This is a genomic window from Rhodococcus sp. p52 (assembly GCF_000763325.2).
Taxonomy (GTDB): domain Bacteria; phylum Actinomycetota; class Actinomycetes; order Mycobacteriales; family Mycobacteriaceae; genus Rhodococcus; species Rhodococcus pyridinivorans.
This window is the reverse complement of the sequence record NZ_CP016819.1, coordinates 39,799-54,942: the sequence shown is the minus strand read 5'-3', so window position 1 is coordinate 54,942 and position 15,144 is coordinate 39,799. Positions and strand designations below refer to the sequence as shown.

At 66.4% G+C, this 15,144-nt stretch carries 23 protein-coding genes; 20 read left to right on the top strand and 3 right to left on the bottom strand.

Annotation, left to right across the window (positions count from 1 at the left end; genetic code table 11):
• The first annotated feature begins 1 nt into the window (after position 1).
• The 11 genes from rplE to map all read left to right on the top strand — a co-directional run bounded on the left by rplE (position 2) and on the right by map (position 6,494).
• Complete coding sequence (gene rplE, locus IM25_RS00360; RefSeq protein ID WP_006554599.1) at positions 2–568, top strand: 50S ribosomal protein L5; 567 nt, start codon at positions 2–4, stop codon at positions 566–568.
• A gap of 4 nt (positions 569–572) precedes the next feature.
• Positions 573–758, top strand: coding sequence for a type Z 30S ribosomal protein S14 (locus IM25_RS00355; protein ID WP_006554598.1), 186 nt, complete (start codon positions 573–575; stop codon positions 756–758).
• A 173-nt stretch (positions 759–931) separates the two neighbouring features.
• Entirely contained in the window at positions 932–1,330 is a 399-nt protein-coding gene (rpsH, locus tag IM25_RS00350; RefSeq protein ID WP_006554597.1) for a 30S ribosomal protein S8, read from the top strand.
• 15 nt (positions 1,331–1,345) lie between these two features.
• Complete coding sequence (gene rplF, locus IM25_RS00345) at positions 1,346–1,885, top strand: 50S ribosomal protein L6 (RefSeq protein ID WP_006554596.1); 540 nt, start codon at positions 1,346–1,348, stop codon at positions 1,883–1,885.
• A gap of 2 nt (positions 1,886–1,887) precedes the next feature.
• The gene (gene rplR / locus IM25_RS00340; protein ID WP_065996446.1) at positions 1,888–2,295 is read left to right on the top strand and encodes a 50S ribosomal protein L18; all 408 of its coding nucleotides are present in this window, start codon (positions 1,888–1,890) and stop codon (positions 2,293–2,295) included.
• A 31-nt stretch (positions 2,296–2,326) separates the two neighbouring features.
• On the top strand, positions 2,327–2,974 hold the full coding sequence (gene rpsE, locus IM25_RS00335) for a 30S ribosomal protein S5 (protein WP_006554594.1): 648 nt from the start codon (positions 2,327–2,329) through the stop codon (positions 2,972–2,974).
• Entirely contained in the window at positions 2,974–3,153 is a 180-nt protein-coding gene (gene rpmD, locus IM25_RS00330; RefSeq protein ID WP_006554593.1) for a 50S ribosomal protein L30, read from the top strand. The genes rpsE and rpmD overlap by 1 nt, the downstream gene beginning before the upstream one ends.
• A gap of 2 nt (positions 3,154–3,155) precedes the next feature.
• A complete protein-coding gene (gene rplO / locus IM25_RS00325; RefSeq protein ID WP_006554592.1) occupies positions 3,156–3,599 on the top strand; it encodes a 50S ribosomal protein L15 in 444 nt (147 codons plus the stop codon).
• Positions 3,600–3,826: 227 nt separating this feature from the next.
• Entirely contained in the window at positions 3,827–5,140 is a 1,314-nt protein-coding gene (secY, locus tag IM25_RS00320; protein ID WP_006554591.1) for a preprotein translocase subunit SecY, read from the top strand.
• Positions 5,137–5,682: an adenylate kinase gene (locus IM25_RS00315; RefSeq protein WP_006554590.1), complete on the top strand. Its 546-nt coding sequence runs from the start codon at positions 5,137–5,139 to the stop codon at positions 5,680–5,682. The genes secY and IM25_RS00315 overlap by 4 nt, the downstream gene beginning before the upstream one ends.
• A 14-nt stretch (positions 5,683–5,696) precedes the next feature.
• Complete coding sequence (gene map / locus IM25_RS00310) at positions 5,697–6,494, top strand: type I methionyl aminopeptidase (protein WP_006554589.1); 798 nt, start codon at positions 5,697–5,699, stop codon at positions 6,492–6,494.
• A 24-nt stretch (positions 6,495–6,518) separates the two neighbouring features.
• Here the strand turns inward: map and dtd are convergent, their stop codons facing one another.
• On the bottom strand, positions 6,519–6,956 hold the full coding sequence (gene dtd / locus IM25_RS00305; protein ID WP_033096992.1) for a D-aminoacyl-tRNA deacylase: 438 nt from the start codon (positions 6,954–6,956) through the stop codon (positions 6,519–6,521).
• A gap of 219 nt (positions 6,957–7,175) precedes the next feature.
• Between dtd and infA the strand changes: the two genes are divergently transcribed.
• The 9 genes from infA to IM25_RS00260 all read left to right on the top strand — a co-directional run bounded on the left by infA (position 7,176) and on the right by IM25_RS00260 (position 12,909).
• Positions 7,176–7,397 carry a translation initiation factor IF-1 gene (gene infA / locus IM25_RS25900; RefSeq protein ID WP_006554587.1) on the top strand — a complete coding sequence of 74 codons (222 nt, stop codon included), beginning with the start codon at positions 7,176–7,178 and terminating at the stop codon, positions 7,395–7,397.
• Between the two features lie 92 nt (positions 7,398–7,489).
• A complete protein-coding gene (gene rpmJ, locus IM25_RS00295) occupies positions 7,490–7,603 on the top strand; it encodes a 50S ribosomal protein L36 (RefSeq protein ID WP_003938068.1) in 114 nt (37 codons plus the stop codon).
• Between the two features lie 209 nt (positions 7,604–7,812).
• Positions 7,813–8,181 carry a 30S ribosomal protein S13 gene (gene rpsM / locus IM25_RS00290; protein WP_006554586.1) on the top strand — a complete coding sequence of 123 codons (369 nt, stop codon included), beginning with the start codon at positions 7,813–7,815 and terminating at the stop codon, positions 8,179–8,181.
• On the top strand, positions 8,181–8,594 hold the full coding sequence (gene rpsK, locus IM25_RS00285) for a 30S ribosomal protein S11 (RefSeq protein WP_006554585.1): 414 nt from the start codon (positions 8,181–8,183) through the stop codon (positions 8,592–8,594). Before rpsM ends, rpsK begins: the two co-directional genes overlap by 1 nt.
• 22 nt (positions 8,595–8,616) lie before the next feature.
• Positions 8,617–9,222 carry a 30S ribosomal protein S4 gene (gene rpsD, locus IM25_RS00280; protein ID WP_006554584.1) on the top strand — a complete coding sequence of 202 codons (606 nt, stop codon included), beginning with the start codon at positions 8,617–8,619 and terminating at the stop codon, positions 9,220–9,222.
• 101 nt (positions 9,223–9,323) lie between these two features.
• Positions 9,324–10,385 carry a DNA-directed RNA polymerase subunit alpha gene (locus IM25_RS00275; protein WP_006554583.1) on the top strand — a complete coding sequence of 354 codons (1,062 nt, stop codon included), beginning with the start codon at positions 9,324–9,326 and terminating at the stop codon, positions 10,383–10,385.
• A gap of 30 nt (positions 10,386–10,415) precedes the next feature.
• Complete coding sequence (gene rplQ / locus IM25_RS00270; RefSeq protein WP_006554582.1) at positions 10,416–10,970, top strand: 50S ribosomal protein L17; 555 nt, start codon at positions 10,416–10,418, stop codon at positions 10,968–10,970.
• A gap of 65 nt (positions 10,971–11,035) precedes the next feature.
• Entirely contained in the window at positions 11,036–11,872 is an 837-nt protein-coding gene (gene truA / locus IM25_RS00265; protein WP_230826281.1) for a tRNA pseudouridine(38-40) synthase TruA, read from the top strand.
• A 35-nt stretch (positions 11,873–11,907) separates the two neighbouring features.
• Positions 11,908–12,909: an alpha/beta hydrolase gene (locus IM25_RS00260; RefSeq protein WP_033096994.1), complete on the top strand. Its 1,002-nt coding sequence runs from the start codon at positions 11,908–11,910 to the stop codon at positions 12,907–12,909.
• A gap of 86 nt (positions 12,910–12,995) precedes the next feature.
• Here IM25_RS00260 and IM25_RS00255 read toward each other — a convergent pair whose 3' ends face one another.
• The gene (locus IM25_RS00255; RefSeq protein ID WP_033096995.1) at positions 12,996–13,898 is read right to left on the bottom strand and encodes a phosphotransferase family protein; all 903 of its coding nucleotides are present in this window, start codon (positions 13,896–13,898) and stop codon (positions 12,996–12,998) included.
• Positions 13,899–13,957: 59 nt separating this feature from the next.
• Positions 13,958–15,100 (bottom strand): acyl-CoA dehydrogenase family protein, encoded by a 1,143-nt coding sequence (locus IM25_RS00250; protein WP_033096996.1) that lies wholly within the window; start codon positions 15,098–15,100, stop codon positions 13,958–13,960.
• Positions 15,101–15,144 lie beyond the last annotated feature (44 nt).

Below are 15,144 nucleotides of genomic sequence, written 5' to 3'. Positions count from 1 at the left end.
CATGACTTCCACCGAGAACAAGACCCAGCCGCGCCTGAAGGCCCGCTACCGCGCCGAGATCAAGGACGCGCTGAACGCGGAGTTCGACTACGCGAACGTCATGCAGATCCCCGGCGTCGTGAAGGTCGTCGTCAACATGGGTGTCGGCGACGCCGCCCGCGACGCGAAGCTCATCAACGGAGCCGTCAACGACCTCGCGCTCATCACCGGTCAGAAGCCGGAGATCCGTAAGGCCCGCAAGTCCATCGCACAGTTCAAGCTGCGCGAGGGCATGCCGATCGGTGCGCGCGTCACGCTGCGCGGCGACCGCATGTGGGAGTTCCTGGACCGTCTCGTGTCCATCGCGCTTCCCCGTATCCGGGACTTCCGCGGCCTCAACGGCAACCAGTTCGACGGCAACGGCAACTACACGTTCGGCCTGAACGAGCAGTCGATGTTCCACGAGATCGACGTGGACAAGATCGATCGCCCGCGCGGCATGGACATCACTGTCGTGACCACCGCTACCAACAACGAAGAAGGCCGTGCCCTGCTCAAGCACCTCGGCTTCCCGTTCAAGGAGAACTGAGCCCATGGCTAAGAAGGCACTGGTCAACAAGGCCAACAAGAAGCCGAAGTTCGCGGTGCGCGCCTACACCCGCTGCCAGCGCTGCGGGCGCCCGCACTCGGTCTTCCGCAAGTTCGGACTCTGCCGCATCTGCCTTCGCGAGATGGCACACCGCGGAGAACTTCCGGGAGTTCACAAGAGCTCCTGGTGACGTGAGCGGTGGGCGGAGGACCGAGAAGTTCTCCGCCCACTGTCACGCTGTCATGGGTTCGTCGCCGATCCGTCGACGAATCCGCTATCGAAACCGAGTTTCGATGTAGGCCCACGGCCGGCATGTTCCGGCGTTGCATGGGAACCGCATCGAGAAAGGTGAACAGGTCAGCCATGACCATGACCGACCCCATCGCAGACTTCTTGACGCGTCTGCGTAACGCCAACACGGCGTACCACGACGAGGTCAAGCTCCCGTCCTCGAAGATCAAGGTGAACATCGCCGAGATCCTCAAGCGCGAGGGCTACATCTCCGACTACCGCACCGAGGACGCCGAGGTGGGCAAGACCCTCATCGTCGACCTCAAGTACGGACCTTCCCGTGAGCGCAGCCTTGCCGGCGTGCGCCGCGTGTCGAAGCCCGGCCTGCGCGTGTACGCGAAATCCACCAACCTGCCCAAGGTCCTGGGCGGCCTCGGCGTGGCGATCATCTCCACGTCCTCCGGCCTGCTCACCGATCGCCAGGCGGCCAAGCAGGGAGTGGGCGGGGAAGTCCTCGCCTACGTCTGGTAAAGGGAGGCCACCACAATGTCGCGAATCGGAAAACTCCCCGTTGCAGTTCCTTCGGGCGTCGAGATCACCATCGACGGCCAGGATGTTGCAGTCAAGGGCCCCAAGGGCAACCTGTCCCTGACGATCGCCGAGCCGATCGCCGTCGCCAAGGGTGAGGACGGGGCAATCAACGTCACGCGCCCGAACGACGAGCGTCGCAGCCGCGCGCTGCACGGCCTGTCGCGGACGCTCGTGCAGAACCTCATCGTCGGTGTCACCGAGGGTTACACCACCAAGATGGAGATCCACGGCGTCGGCTACCGCGTGGCCCTCAAGGGCAAGGACCTCGAGTTCTCGCTCGGCTACAGCCACCCCGTGCTGATCGAGGCGCCCGAGGGCATCACGTTCGCCGTCGAGAACCCCACGCGCTTCTCGATCTCGGGCATCGACAAGCAGAAGGTCGGCCAGATCGCGGCCAACATCCGCCGGCTGCGCAAGTCCGACCCCTACAAGGGCAAGGGCATCCGCTACGAGGGTGAACAGGTCCGTCGCAAGGTCGGAAAGACGGGTAAGTGATCATGAGCCAGACCGAGAACCAGAAGGCCAAGCGCATCCCGCGCGGCAAGGACGCCTCCACCACGCGTCGCCTTTCGAAGACGCGTCGTCACTTCCGCCTCCGCAAGAAGATCTCCGGCACCGCCGAGCGTCCCCGCCTCGTCGTCAACCGGTCCTCGCGCCACCTGCACGTGCAGCTGGTCGACGACCTGACGGGCACCACTCTCGCCGCAGCGTCGTCCATCGAACCCGATGTGCGCGCTCTCGAGGGCGACAAGAAGGCTCGCGGCGCGAAGGTCGGTCAGTTGATCGCCGAGCGCGCGAAGGCTGCCGGCGTGGAAGCCGTGGTCTTCGACCGCGGTGGCCACACCTACAGCGGACGCATCGCGGCCCTCGCGGACGCGGCTCGCGAAAGCGGGGTGAAGTTCTGATGACCATTTTCTCGAACGGAAGGAACGCCTGATGCCGGGACGTCAGCGGCGTGACGGCGGCAACGGCCCCGCCGGACAGAACCCCAACAGCGGTGACAACCGTGGCGGTCGCGACCGCCGCGACCGCGACTCGCGCGGCGGCAACGCTGCCGAGAAGTCGAACTACATCGAGCGTGTCGTCTCGATCAACCGTGTGTCGAAGGTCGTCAAGGGCGGTCGTCGCTTCAGCTTCACCGCTCTGGTGATCGTGGGCGACGGCAACGGCCTGGTCGGCGTCGGCTACGGCAAGGCCAAGGAAGTTCCCGCGGCCATCCAGAAGGGTGTCGAGGAAGCTCGCAAGAACTTCTTCCGCGTCCCGCTCATCGGCGGAACCATCACCCACCCCGTCCAGGGAGAGGCTGCAGCCGGTGTCGTCCTGCTGCGTCCGGCTTCCCCCGGTACCGGTGTCATCGCCGGTGGCGCTGTGCGCGCGGTGTTGGAGTGTGCGGGTGTCCACGACATCCTGTCGAAGTCGCTCGGCTCCGACAACGCCATCAATGTGGTGCACGCGACGGTTGCGGCCCTCAAGGGTCTGCAGCGTCCCGAGGAAGTCGCGGCTCGCCGTGGCCTCACCCTCGAGGAAGTTGCCCCCGCCGGCATGCTGCGCGCACGTGCACAGGCTGCTGGGAGCGTGAAGTAATGGCAGAGCTGAAGATCACCCAGATCAAGAGCACCATCGGGGCCAAGTCGAATCAGCGCGACAGCCTCCGGACCCTCGGTCTGCGGAAGATCCGCCAGTCCGTCGTCCGCGAGGACAATGCGCAGAATCGTGGCCTCATCAACGTGGTGCGTCACCTCGTCACCGTTGAGGAGGTCTGAGAATGACCATCAAGCTGCATCACCTGCGCCCGGCTCCGGGTGCGAAGACGGACAAGACCCGCGTCGGACGCGGTGAGGGTTCGAAGGGCAAGACCGCCGGCCGCGGTACGAAGGGCACGAAGGCACGCAAGAACGTGTCGCCGGCCTTCGAGGGTGGCCAGATGCCCATCCACATGCGTCTGCCGAAGCTCAAGGGCTTCAAGAACGCATTCCGTACCGAGTACCAGATCGTCAACGTCGGGGACATCGCTCGCGTGTTCCCCGAGGGTGGACAGATCGGTGTCGCGGACCTCGTGGCGAAGGGTCTGGTTCGCAAGAACCAGCTCGTCAAGGTCCTCGGCGAAGGCGAGCTGACGGTGGCCGTGCAGGTCACCGCCGACAAGTTCTCGGCCTCCGCTCAGGAGAAGATCGCTGCAGCCGGTGGCAGCGCGACCGTCCAGGCCTGACCTGTACTTTCGCGTGTGAGTCACGGCTGTCGAACGGCCGCGGTGCAGATACCTGCACCGCGGCCGTTCGCGCGTTCGCACCGGTGTCCCAAGCTGCGTTCGCAGCGGTGACATAGGCTACCGGGCTACGCCTCTCATCGGGGCCCACTGTTAGAGTTTCAGAGTTGTCTACCGTCCGACGGATCCCTCTCGATCCGTCGTCCCCGATCGGCCCGCCAGGAGGATCTTTGCTTTCCGCCTTCGTCTCGGCCCTCAGGACACCGGACCTGAGGCGGAAGATTCTCATCGCCCTCGGGCTCGTGGCGCTGTACCGCCTCGGTGCTACCGTGCCGTCCCCGGGCGTCGACTACGGCAACGTCCAGGCCTGTGTCGATCAGCTCGCCGGCAGCGAGCAGGCCGGCATCTACTCGCTGATCAATCTGTTCTCCGGCGGCGCGCTACTGCAGTTGTCGGTCTTCGCGATCGGCATCATGCCGTTCATCACCGCGAGCATCATCGTCCAGCTGCTCACCGTGGTCATTCCACGCTTCGAGGAACTGCGCAAGGAGGGCCAGTCCGGCCAGGCCAAGATGACGCAGTACACGCGTTATCTCGCCGTCGCGCTCGCCGTCCTGCAGGCCACCGGCATCGTCGCGCTCGCCGCCCGAGGGCAGCTGCTGCAGGGCTGCTCGGAGCCGATCCTCGCCGACGACAGCATCTTCGGGATGGTCGTCATCGTGCTGGTGATGACCGCCGGTGCCGCCGTCGTCATGTGGTTCGGTGAGCTCATCACCGAACGCGGTGTCGGCAACGGCATGTCGCTGCTGATCTTCGCCGGTATCGCGGCCGCGCTGCCGAGCGAGGGTCGCATGATCCTCGAATCCCGCGGCGGCCTCGTCTTCGCGATCGTCTGCGTCGTGGCCCTGGCCCTCATCACGGGTGTCGTGTTCATCGAGCAGGGTCAGCGCCGGATCCCGGTGCAGTACGCCAAGCGCATGGTCGGCCGTCGTATGTACGGCGGTTCGTCGACCTACCTGCCGCTGAAGGTCAACCAGGCGGGCATCATCCCCGTCATCTTCGCGTCGTCGCTGCTGTACCTGCCCAATCTCGTCGCGCAGCTCACCGGTGCCACGACGAACCCGGATCCGAGTTGGTGGCAGCGGATCATCAACGAGTACCTGGTCAATCCGAACAACCCGGTCTACATCGCGATCTACTTCGCCCTGATCGTGTTCTTCGTCTTCTTCTACGTCGCCATCACCTTCAATCCGGAGGAGCGGGCCGACGAGATGAAGAAATACGGCGGCTTCATCCCGGGCATCCGCCCCGGTCGCCCGACCGCCGAATATCTCAGTTTCGTGCTCAACCGCATCACGGTTCCGGGCTCGATCTACCTCGGTCTCATCGCGACGCTGCCGAACTTCTTCCTGTCCGGCAGCCAGACGGCCTCGAGCATCTTCGGTGGCGCCGCGGTTCTCATTCTCGTCAGTGTCGCGCTGGACACTGTCAAGCAGATCGAAAGTCAACTGATGCAGCGCAACTACGAAGGGTTCCTCAAGTGAGACTTGTACTGCTCGGTCCTCCCGGTGCCGGCAAGGGCACACAGGCCGCGATTCTGTCCGAGAAGCTCGGCGTCCCCGCCATCTCGACGGGCGATCTTTTCCGCGCGAACATCGGGCAGGGCACCCCGCTCGGCGTCGAGGCCAAGAAGTACATCGACGCGGGGGAGCTCGTTCCCGCCGAGATCACCAACAACATGGTGCGTGAGCGTCTGGCCGAGCCCGACGCCGCCAACGGCTTCCTCCTCGACGGCTTCCCGCGCAGCGTGGAGCAGGCCAAGGAACTCGAGAACATCCTGAAGGATCTCGGTGTCGAGCTCGACGGCGTGCTGTCCTTCGTCATCGACGAGGACGTCGTGGTCGAGCGCATGCTCGCCCGCGGTCGCGCCGACGACACCGAAGACGTGATCCGCAACCGTCTCCGGGTCTACCGTGAGGAGACGGCCCCGCTGCTCGACTACTACGCCGACTCGATCATCACGGTCGACGCGATCGGTGAGGTCGAGGAGATCAATTCGCGGGCTCTGTCCGCACTCGGAAAGTAGACGGGTAGTTCGACATGGGTTTCGGGCGCAAGCGCTCAGTGGTTCCGTTCCGCACCTCGGGTGAACTCGACGCGATGGCGGCGGCGGGAGCCGTGGTCGGTGCCGCACTCGTCGCAGTGCGCGAGGCCGCCAAGCCGGGCGTGAGCACCCTGGAACTCGACCAGGTGGCGGAATCGGTCATCCGCGATGCGGGGGCCGTTCCGTCCTTCCTGGGCTACCACGGCTTCACCGGTTCGATCTGTTCGTCGGTCAACGAGGTCGTCGTCCACGGCATCCCGTCGGTGTCGGTGGTGCTCGCCGAGGGCGACCTCGTGTCGATCGACTGCGGCGCGATCCTCGACGGCTGGCACGGCGACTCGGCATGGACCTTCGGGATCGGGGAGCTGTCGCAGGCCGACATCGACCTGAGCGAGGCCACCCGTCTGTCGCTCGAGGCCGGTATCGCGGCGATGCTCCCGGGCAACCGCCTGACCGACGTCTCGCATGCGATCGAGCAAGGCACGCATGCCGCCGAGAAGGTGCACGGCCGCTTGTACGGCATCGTCGACGGCTACGGCGGTCACGGTATCGGGCGCGAGATGCACATGGATCCGTTCCTCCCCAACGAAGGCAAGCCGGGCAAGGGCCCGAAGCTCGTCGTCGGATCGGTGCTCGCCGTCGAGCCGATGCTCACCCTCGGTACCTACGAGACCGAGGTCCTCGACGACGAGTGGACGGTGGTGACCGTCGACGGCAGCCGGGCCGCGCACTGGGAGCACACGGTAGCGGTCACCGAGGACGGCCCCCGTATCCTCACCGTCCGGCCGGAGTGACGCGAGCGGTCGTACTCCGCGGCGTCATACGTCGACGAGGAGCGTGACCGGTCCGTCGTTGACGAGGCTCACCTCCATGTGGGCCCCGAACTTCCCGGTCTCCACCGTCGCGCCGAGATCTCGTAGAGCGTTCGCGAACGCATCGACGAGAGGTTCGGCGATCGGGCGGGGAGCGGCGGCCGACCACGACGGACGCCTGCTCTTCCTCGTGTCGGCCATGAGCGTGAACTGGCTGACCACCAGGATCGGGGCGTCGACGTCGGAGGCGGATCGCTCGTCCTCGAGGATGCGCATCGTCCACACCTTCCGGGCGAGCGTCGCGGCCTTGGTCTCGTCGTCGTCGTGCGTGACGCCGACCAGCACGAGCAGACCGTGACCGTCTTCGGCCGGCGTGATGCGAGCCACCTCGGCTCCGTCGACCGCCACCGCCGCCGTGGTCACCCGCTGGATCAACGCCCGCACGTGCGGTCCTCCTCCTGGTCGTGGGCACGAGTGTGCCGGAGCTCATTTGTCCTGGACGGTCAACTTCCCGTACCATTGATCGGTGGTGCGCGCTGCGCTCCGATCGGTCCCGTGTCGAATTCCTTCGAATCTCGGTTCGTGTCCGGTCCCGGAGTTGCCGAGCGTCACGGTAACGGATGCCGATGCAACCACAACGCCGAACAACGGATCGCGGAGGATATGGCTAAGAAAGACGGGGCAATCGAGGTCGAGGGCCGGGTAATCGAACCGCTGCCCAATGCGATGTTCCGCATCGAGCTGGAGAACGGGCACAAGGTTCTCGCCCACATCAGCGGAAAGATGCGTCAGCACTACATTCGTATCCTTCCCGAGGACCGCGTTGTCGTGGAGCTTTCTCCCTACGACCTCACGCGTGGACGCATCGTCTACCGCTACAAGTAACGAAGCTTCCCCGGCCACACGGTCGGGGAGAATCATGTCGCCGGGCCGGCTCTGCCGTGTCCGGCGGCGCACATACAGGAGATCGGACTTACGTGAAGGTTCAGCCTAGCGTCAAGAAGATCTGCGAGAAGTGCAAGGTGATCCGCCGTAACGGTCGGGTCATGGTGATCTGCGAGAACCTGCGTCACAAGCAGCGTCAGGGCTAGATCCACCTTCGTCTCGAAGATCTGCTTGGCAACAAGCACGAAGACCTTCCAGCACCAGTCGCGTGGTTACGATCCTCGATCCGTCGAGGAGCTGCGCGATCAACCCCCGGTACGGAGGCCGGGGCCCCACTGTGTTTTTGAATCACACAGTTCTTCGACGCAGGGGACGGGCTGGGAGCAGACCTCCGCACACCGAATAGGAATGCCACATGGCACGTCTCGCAGGTGTCGATCTTCCCCGCGAAAAGCGGATGGAGATCGCACTCACGTACATCTACGGCATCGGCCGTACCCGCTCCCAGGAGATCCTCGAGGCCACGGGTGTCAACCCGGACCTGCGCAGCAAGGATCTGACGGACGAGGACCTCGCCAAGCTCCGCGAGTACATCGAGGAGAGCTACAAGGTCGAGGGTGACCTCCGTCGCGAGGTTCAGGCGGACATCCGCCGCAAGATCGAGATCGGCTGCTACCAGGGCCTGCGACACCGTCGTGGTCTGCCCGTGCGTGGACAGCGCACCAAGACCAACGCCCGCACCCGCAAGGGTCCGAAGCGCACCGTCGCAGGAAAGAAGAAGTAATGCCTCCCAAGTCACGCAGCACCGGTCCGAAGAAGACCCAGAAGGCACGGCGCAGGGACAAGAAGAACGTTCCGCACGGTGCCGCTCACATCAAGAGCACGTTCAACAACACCATCGTGTCCATCACGGACCCGCAGGGCAACGTGATCTCCTGGGCGTCCTCCGGCCACGTCGGCTTCAAGGGTTCGCGCAAGTCGACCCCGTTCGCCGCACAGCTCGCCGCCGAGAACGCCGCCCGCAAGGCGCAGGAACACGGTGTCAAGAAGGTCGACGTCTTCGTCAAGGGCCCGGGCTCGGGCCGCGAGACGGCGATCCGTTCCCTCCAGGCCGCAGGCCTCGAGGTCGGCACCATCTCCGATGTCACCCCGCAGCCCCACAACGGTTGCCGTCCGCCCAAGCGGCGTCGCGTCTAACGGGAAAGGAAGGTAAAGAAAAATGGCTCGTTATACCGGTCCCGTTACCCGTAAGTCGCGTCGTCTCCGTGTCGACCTGGTCGGAGGCGATCAGGCCTTCGAGCGTCGCCCCTACCCGCCCGGCCAGCACGGCCGCGCGCGGATCAAGGAGAGCGAGTACCTGCTCCAGCTGCAGGAGAAGCAGAAGGCCCGCTTCTCGTACGGCGTCATGGAGAAGCAGTTCCGTCGCTACTACGAAGAGGCCGCAAGCCGCCCCGGCAAGACCGGTGAGGTTCTGCTGGTCATCCTCGAGTCGCGCCTGGACAACGTCGTCTACCGTGCCGGCCTCGCCCGCACGCGTCGTCAGGCCCGCCAGCTGGTGAGCCACGGCCACTTCCTGGTCAACGGCAAGAAGGTCGACATCCCCAGCTACCGCGTCTCGCAGTACGACATCATCGATGTCCGCGAGAAGTCGCTGAGCACGCTGCCCTTCCAGGTCGCCCGCGAGACCCAGGGCGAGCGCCCGGTTCCGGGTTGGCTGCAGGTCGTCGGCCCGCGTCTGCGAGTGCTGGTCCACCAGCTCCCCGAGCGCGCGCAGATCGACATCCCGCTGCAGGAACAGCTGATCGTCGAGTACTACTCGAAGTAAGACACCTCGGTGTCGTGGTGTCCTCCGGTCCGTCCGGGCGGGAGGACACCGCTCCATTCCACTAGGGCGTCATATGGCGGACGCCCACAAGGAGGCAACAGATGCTCATCTCTCAGCGACCCGCACTGACCGAAGAGGTCATCGCTGAAAACCGCTCGAAGTTCGTCATCGAGCCGCTCGAGCCTGGCTTCGGGTACACCCTCGGCAACTCGCTTCGTCGCACCCTGCTCTCGTCGATCCCGGGCGCCGCTGTCACCAGCATCCGCATCGACGGCGTTCTCCACGAGTTCACCACCGTTCCCGGGGTGAAGGAGGATGTCACCGACATCATCCTGAACCTCAAGGGTCTCGTGGTGAGCTCCGAAGAGGACGAGCCGGTCACCATGTATGTCCGCAAGCAGGGGCCGGGCACCGTCACGGCCGGCGACATCGTGCCCCCGGCCGGTGTCACCATCCACAACCCGGATCTGCACATCGCCACCCTGAACGACAAGGGCAAGCTGGAGATCGAGCTCGTCGTCGAGCGCGGTCGCGGCTACGTTCCTGCCGTGCAGAACAAGGCGTCCGGCGCCGAGATCGGCCGTATCCCGGTCGACTCGATCTACTCGCCGGTGCTCAAGGTGACGTACAAGGTGGAAGCGACCCGCGTCGAGCAGCGCACCGACTTCGATCGGCTCATTCTCGACGTGGAGACCAAGAACTCGATCAGCGCGCGGGACGCGCTCGCCTCGGCGGGCAAGACCCTCGTGGAGCTCTTCGGTCTGGCTCGTGAGCTGAACGTCGAAGCAGAAGGCATCGAGATCGGTCCCTCGCCCGCCGAGGCCGACCACATCGCCTCCTTCGGACTTCCGATCGAGGACCTCGACCTCACGGTCCGGTCCTACAACTGCCTCAAGCGCGAAGGTGTCCACACCGTCGGCGAGCTCGTGGCACGGACGGAATCCGACCTGCTCGACATCCGCAACTTCGGCCAGAAGTCCATCGACGAGGTCAAGGTCAAGCTGCACTCGCTCGGCCTGTCCCTCAAGGACAGCCCGGCATCGTTCGACCCCAGCACCGTCGCCGGCTACGACGCCGCGACCGGTACCTGGAGCGATACCGAGGCCGGCTCCTTCGGTGACAACGACGGCAACGAGGACTACGCCGAGACCGAGCAGCTGTAGCAGCTCACGGTCCGTTACTAGGAGAAAATCATGCCCAAGCCCAAGAAGGGCGCCCGCTTCGGCGGATCGGCCTCGCATCAGAAGGCGCTCATGGCCAACCTGGCCACCGCGCTCTTCGAGCACGGCCGCATCACCACCACCGAGGCCAAGGCCAAGGCCCTGCGCCCGTACGCCGAGAAGCTCGTCACGCACGCCAAGGCCGGCACGCTGGCCTCGCGTCGTGAGGTGCTGAAGGTCATCCGCAACAAGGACGTCGTCCACTCGCTGTTCGCGGAGATCGGTCCCTCCTTCGAGGACCGCAACGGCGGTTACACCCGCATCATCAAGACGATGCCGCGCAAGGGCGACAACGCCCCCATGGCCATCATCGAGCTGGTGCGCGAGAAGACCGTCACCTCCGAGGCCGACCGCGCTCGCCGCGTCGCCGCCTCGCAGGCACCCGCCGAGGACAACGCGGTCCAGGCCGTCGAGGCCGAGGCCACCGACGCCGAGGTCGCGAACGCCGACGCCGTCGTCGAGGGTGTCGAGGACACCAACGCCACGGCTGCCGACGCACCCGAGGCGGACGAGGCCAAGAAGGACTAATCCACTTGGTTTCGGCATCTGCTGAAGCTCACGAGCCCGCCGACCCTTCCGAGGGCGGCGGGCTCGTGGCTTCTCACGAGACAACCCGTCTGCGACTCGACATCGCGTACGACGGCACCGACTTCTCCGGCTGGGCACGGCAGCCCGGACGTCGCACGGTGTGCGGGGAGATCGAGGAAAAGCTCTCCGCGATCGTCCGCACCCCCGTGCTGCTCACCGTCGCCGGTCGCACCGACGCCGGCGTGCACGCTTCCGGGCAGGTCGCCCACGTCGACGTCCCCACCGCGGTGCTGCCCGACGATCCGTCGCGCTGGGTCCGCCGTCTCGCACGGTTCCTGCCCCGCGACGTGCGGGTCACCGGGATCTCCGTCGCCCCCGAACATTTCGACGCGCGTTTCTCGGCGATCCGGCGCCACTACGAATACCGCCTCACCACAGCGGTGTACGGCGCCGAGCCGCTGCGTGCCCGCGACACCGTCGCGTGGCCGAAGGCCGTCGATCTCGATGCGATGCAACGCGCGTCGCAGTCGCTGCTCGGCCTGCACGACTTCGCCGCCTTCTGCAAGCGGCGGGAGGGTGCGACGACCGTACGTGAACTGCAGCGATACGACTGGACCCGCGAAGGTGACATCCTCACCGCCCATGTCAGCGCCGACGCCTTCTGCTGGTCGATGGTGCGCAGCCTCGTCGGCGCGGCCCTGGCCGTGGGGGAGGGGCGTCGCAGCGTCGAGTGGATGACGGCCCTGCTCGACGAACGCGAACGTGCGGCGTCCGTCGCGGTGGCACCGGCCCACGGCCTGTCACTGGTTCGCGTCGACTACCCTGCTGACGAGGAACTCGCCGCGCGCAACGCTGCGACGCGGGAGATGCGCGGGCCCATCACGCCCGGCTGTTGCGGATGAAGGGAACGAATGTGCGCGCACGACGGTTTGCGTTGATGGGGACGATCGGGGCGCTCGCCGTCTCGTCGCTGGTCCTGTCCGGTGCCGCGGTCGCCCACGCCGAGGATCTCCCGGCCGCCGCGACCGGCGAGACCCGGTCGCAGAGCGCGACCGTCGAACGCATCGAGAAGCACACCGACCGCGATTGGTCGCTGTTCGTGTACTCGCCGTCGATGGAACGCACCATCGAGCTGCAGGTGCTGCGACCGGCCGACACGAGCGCGCCGCGACCGGTCTTCTACCTGCTCAACGGTGCCGGCGGGGGACTGGACCGGGCGACCTGGCGCGAGCAGACCGACATCGTGGAGTTCTTCGGCGACAAGAACGTCAACGTCGTCACTCCGGTCGGTGGCGCGTTCAGCTACTACACCGACTGGCTCGAGGACGATCCCGTTCTCGGACGCAACAAGTGGACGACCTTCCTCACCGAGGAGATCCCGTCGGTGGTCGACGAGACGCTCGGCGCGAGCGGCCGCAACGCGATCGCCGGTGTGTCGATGTCGGCGACGTCGGCGCTGGCGCTCGCCCAGCAGGCGCCCGATCTCTACCAGGCGGTGGGTTCGTACAGCGGATGCGCCGAGACCGCCTCGGAGATCGGTTCGCGCTATGCGGAGATCGTCGTCGCGTTCGGCGGGGGCGAGGTCGAGAACATGTGGGGACCGGTCGCCGGTGAGCACTGGACGGAACAGGACGTCGTGCTCAACGCCGAGAAGCTGCGCGGCAAGGCCGTGTACGTCTCCACGAGCAGCGGTGTCCCGGGTCCGTACGAATTGAAGGCATGGGAGCAGGACGGTGTCGCCGTCCTTCCCGATGTGGCTCTGCTCGGGCTCATCGAGGCCGGCGTGAACGATTGCACGACGCGACTGCGCGGTGCGCTGGACGCAGCCGGGGTCGAGGCGACCTACTCGGTCCGGCCCGACGGTACCCACACCTGGGGCTACTGGCAGGAGGCCCTGTACGAGTCGTGGCCCGTGCTCGGCGAGGCCATCGGCGCCTGAGCCGAGAGCGCTGCGCTCGAAAAGACACCCGGGGGGGGTGAGGTCCGCGACCTCACCCCCTCGGGCGTTCTCACATGCTCGTCGGATCAGCCAGTCCAGGAACTCGAGGACGTTGCTGATGAGCGCATCGAGCGAACAGGGAAGCGGCCGAGCGCCTCGGCGATCATGCGGTGGCCCTCGGCCTCGTAGCAGTCGTCGCCCACATGGAAGGCCCACACCGCGACCGCGACCGCCGCGCGGACACGTCGGCGGAACCAGGCGTCCTCCTCACGGGGATCCTCGCCGTAGCCACGCAGGAAGGCCTGCTCGGCACCGGGGACCCGGAGGAACTCGCGTACCGCGAGCCGCTCGAAGTCCTCACCCGCCGGGCGCATCGCGGCACGCCCGAAGTCGATCACCTTCACCACACCGATGTCGTCGGCGAGCCAGTTGCGGCTCTGCCAGTCGCCGTGGGTGGGCACCAGGGTGGCCGTCGGTGTCGGCCATCCCTCGACCATCGAGCGCAATCGGCCGGCGACGTCGGGACCGATACGGTGCGGCGCCGCGAGCCACCGCAGCGTCTTCGTGTTCGCCGATCGCTCGTACCCCTCGTCCACCACATGCTCCTGGCGATGGAACTGGGCGAGCAGCGCGCCGGCCTGTTCGTAGACGTCGAGACGGGACGACGCGGCGGTGCCCAGGACGAGCCGCCCCGGAAGGTATTCCGTCACGACGAGTTTCGTCGCGCGGTCTGCGAACACCATGCGGGCGGCCCGACCGCACCGTACCCACGGAGCGGTCCACCGCTCGTGCGCGCTGATCTCGCGGCCGATGTGCCGATCCGGAGTTCCGCCCGCCTTCACGACCAGCAGCCCGTCGTCGGTGTCGACCTCGAGGACAGTGGTCGACACCAGTCCCCAACTCATGTCGGAGACCACGACGATGCGGCCGAACCGCTGCGTCAGCAGGTGGCGTTGCTGTGGAGTGAGCCGCTCCAGGGCGTCCGGCATGAAGGCACTCTAGCGATCTTTCGCCGCGAAAACCCCTGTCGCTTCCGGCTTGTGATCGTTCACCCCGCGAGGGACCGCGCGATCACGAGTCGCTGAATCTGATTGGTGCCCTCGAAGATCTGCGTGATCTTCGCGTCGCGCATGAAGCGCTCGACCGGGAAGTCGCGGGTGTAGCCGTATCCACCGAGGACCTGCACAGCGTCGGTCGTGACCTTCATGGCGGCATCCGTCGCGACGAGCTTGGCCACCGACGCCTGCCGCGAGTAGGGCAGGCCGGCGTCCTTGCGCCGGGCAGCGTCGAGATAGGTGGCGCGGGCCGAGTCGACGGCGGCGGCCATGTCGGCGAGAACGAAGCCGAGGCCCTGGTGGTCGATGATGCGCTTGCCGAAGGCCTGCCGTTCCTTGGCGTAGGCCGTCGCCTCGTCGAGGGCGGCCTGGGCCAGACCCGTCGCGACGGCGGCGATCCCCAGGCGTCCGGAATCCAGTGCGCTGAACGCGATCGGCAGTCCCTGTCCCTCGGCGCCGATCCGGCGCTCGGCCGGGACGAAGGCGTCGTCGTAGTGGGCGGAGGTGGTGGGGATGGCGTGCAGGCCCATCTTCTCCTCGGGCTTGCCGAAGGACAGGCCCTCGGTGCCGGCGGGCACGAGGAAGCACGAGATGCCCTTGCTGCCGGTGTCGGCTGTGCGGGCGAACAGGGTGTAGAAGTCGGCCTTGCCGCCGTTGGTGATCCACGCCTTCGAGCCGGTGATGCGGTAGCCGCCGTCGACGGGCTTCGCACGGCACGCGAGGGCCGCGGCGTCGGATCCGGCCTGCGGCTCGGAGAGGCTGTACGCGCCGATGGTGTTGCCGCCCAGCATCTCCGGGAGCCACTTGTTCTTCTGCTCGTCGGTGCCGTGGGTGGCGAGCGCGAAGCACGACAGTCCGTGCACGCTCACCGCAACCGCCACGGCAGCCCAGCGGGCGCCGAGTTCCTCGAGGACCTGCAGGTAGACCTCGTAGGGTTGGTCGCCGCCGCCGAACTCCTCGGGGTACGGCAGGCTCAGCAGCCCTGCGGCGCCGAGTGCGGGGAAGACGCCCTCGGGGAAGGTCTCCTTGCGCTCGTGCTCGTCGACGCGCGGGGCGAGCACCTTGTCGGCGACGTCGCGGGTGAGGTCGATCAGGTCGTAGGCCTCGCGGGTGGGAAGCAGACGCTCGACGGGCACGGTGGTTCCTCCTGGAAGACTGGGGACCAAAAATAGTACTGAGG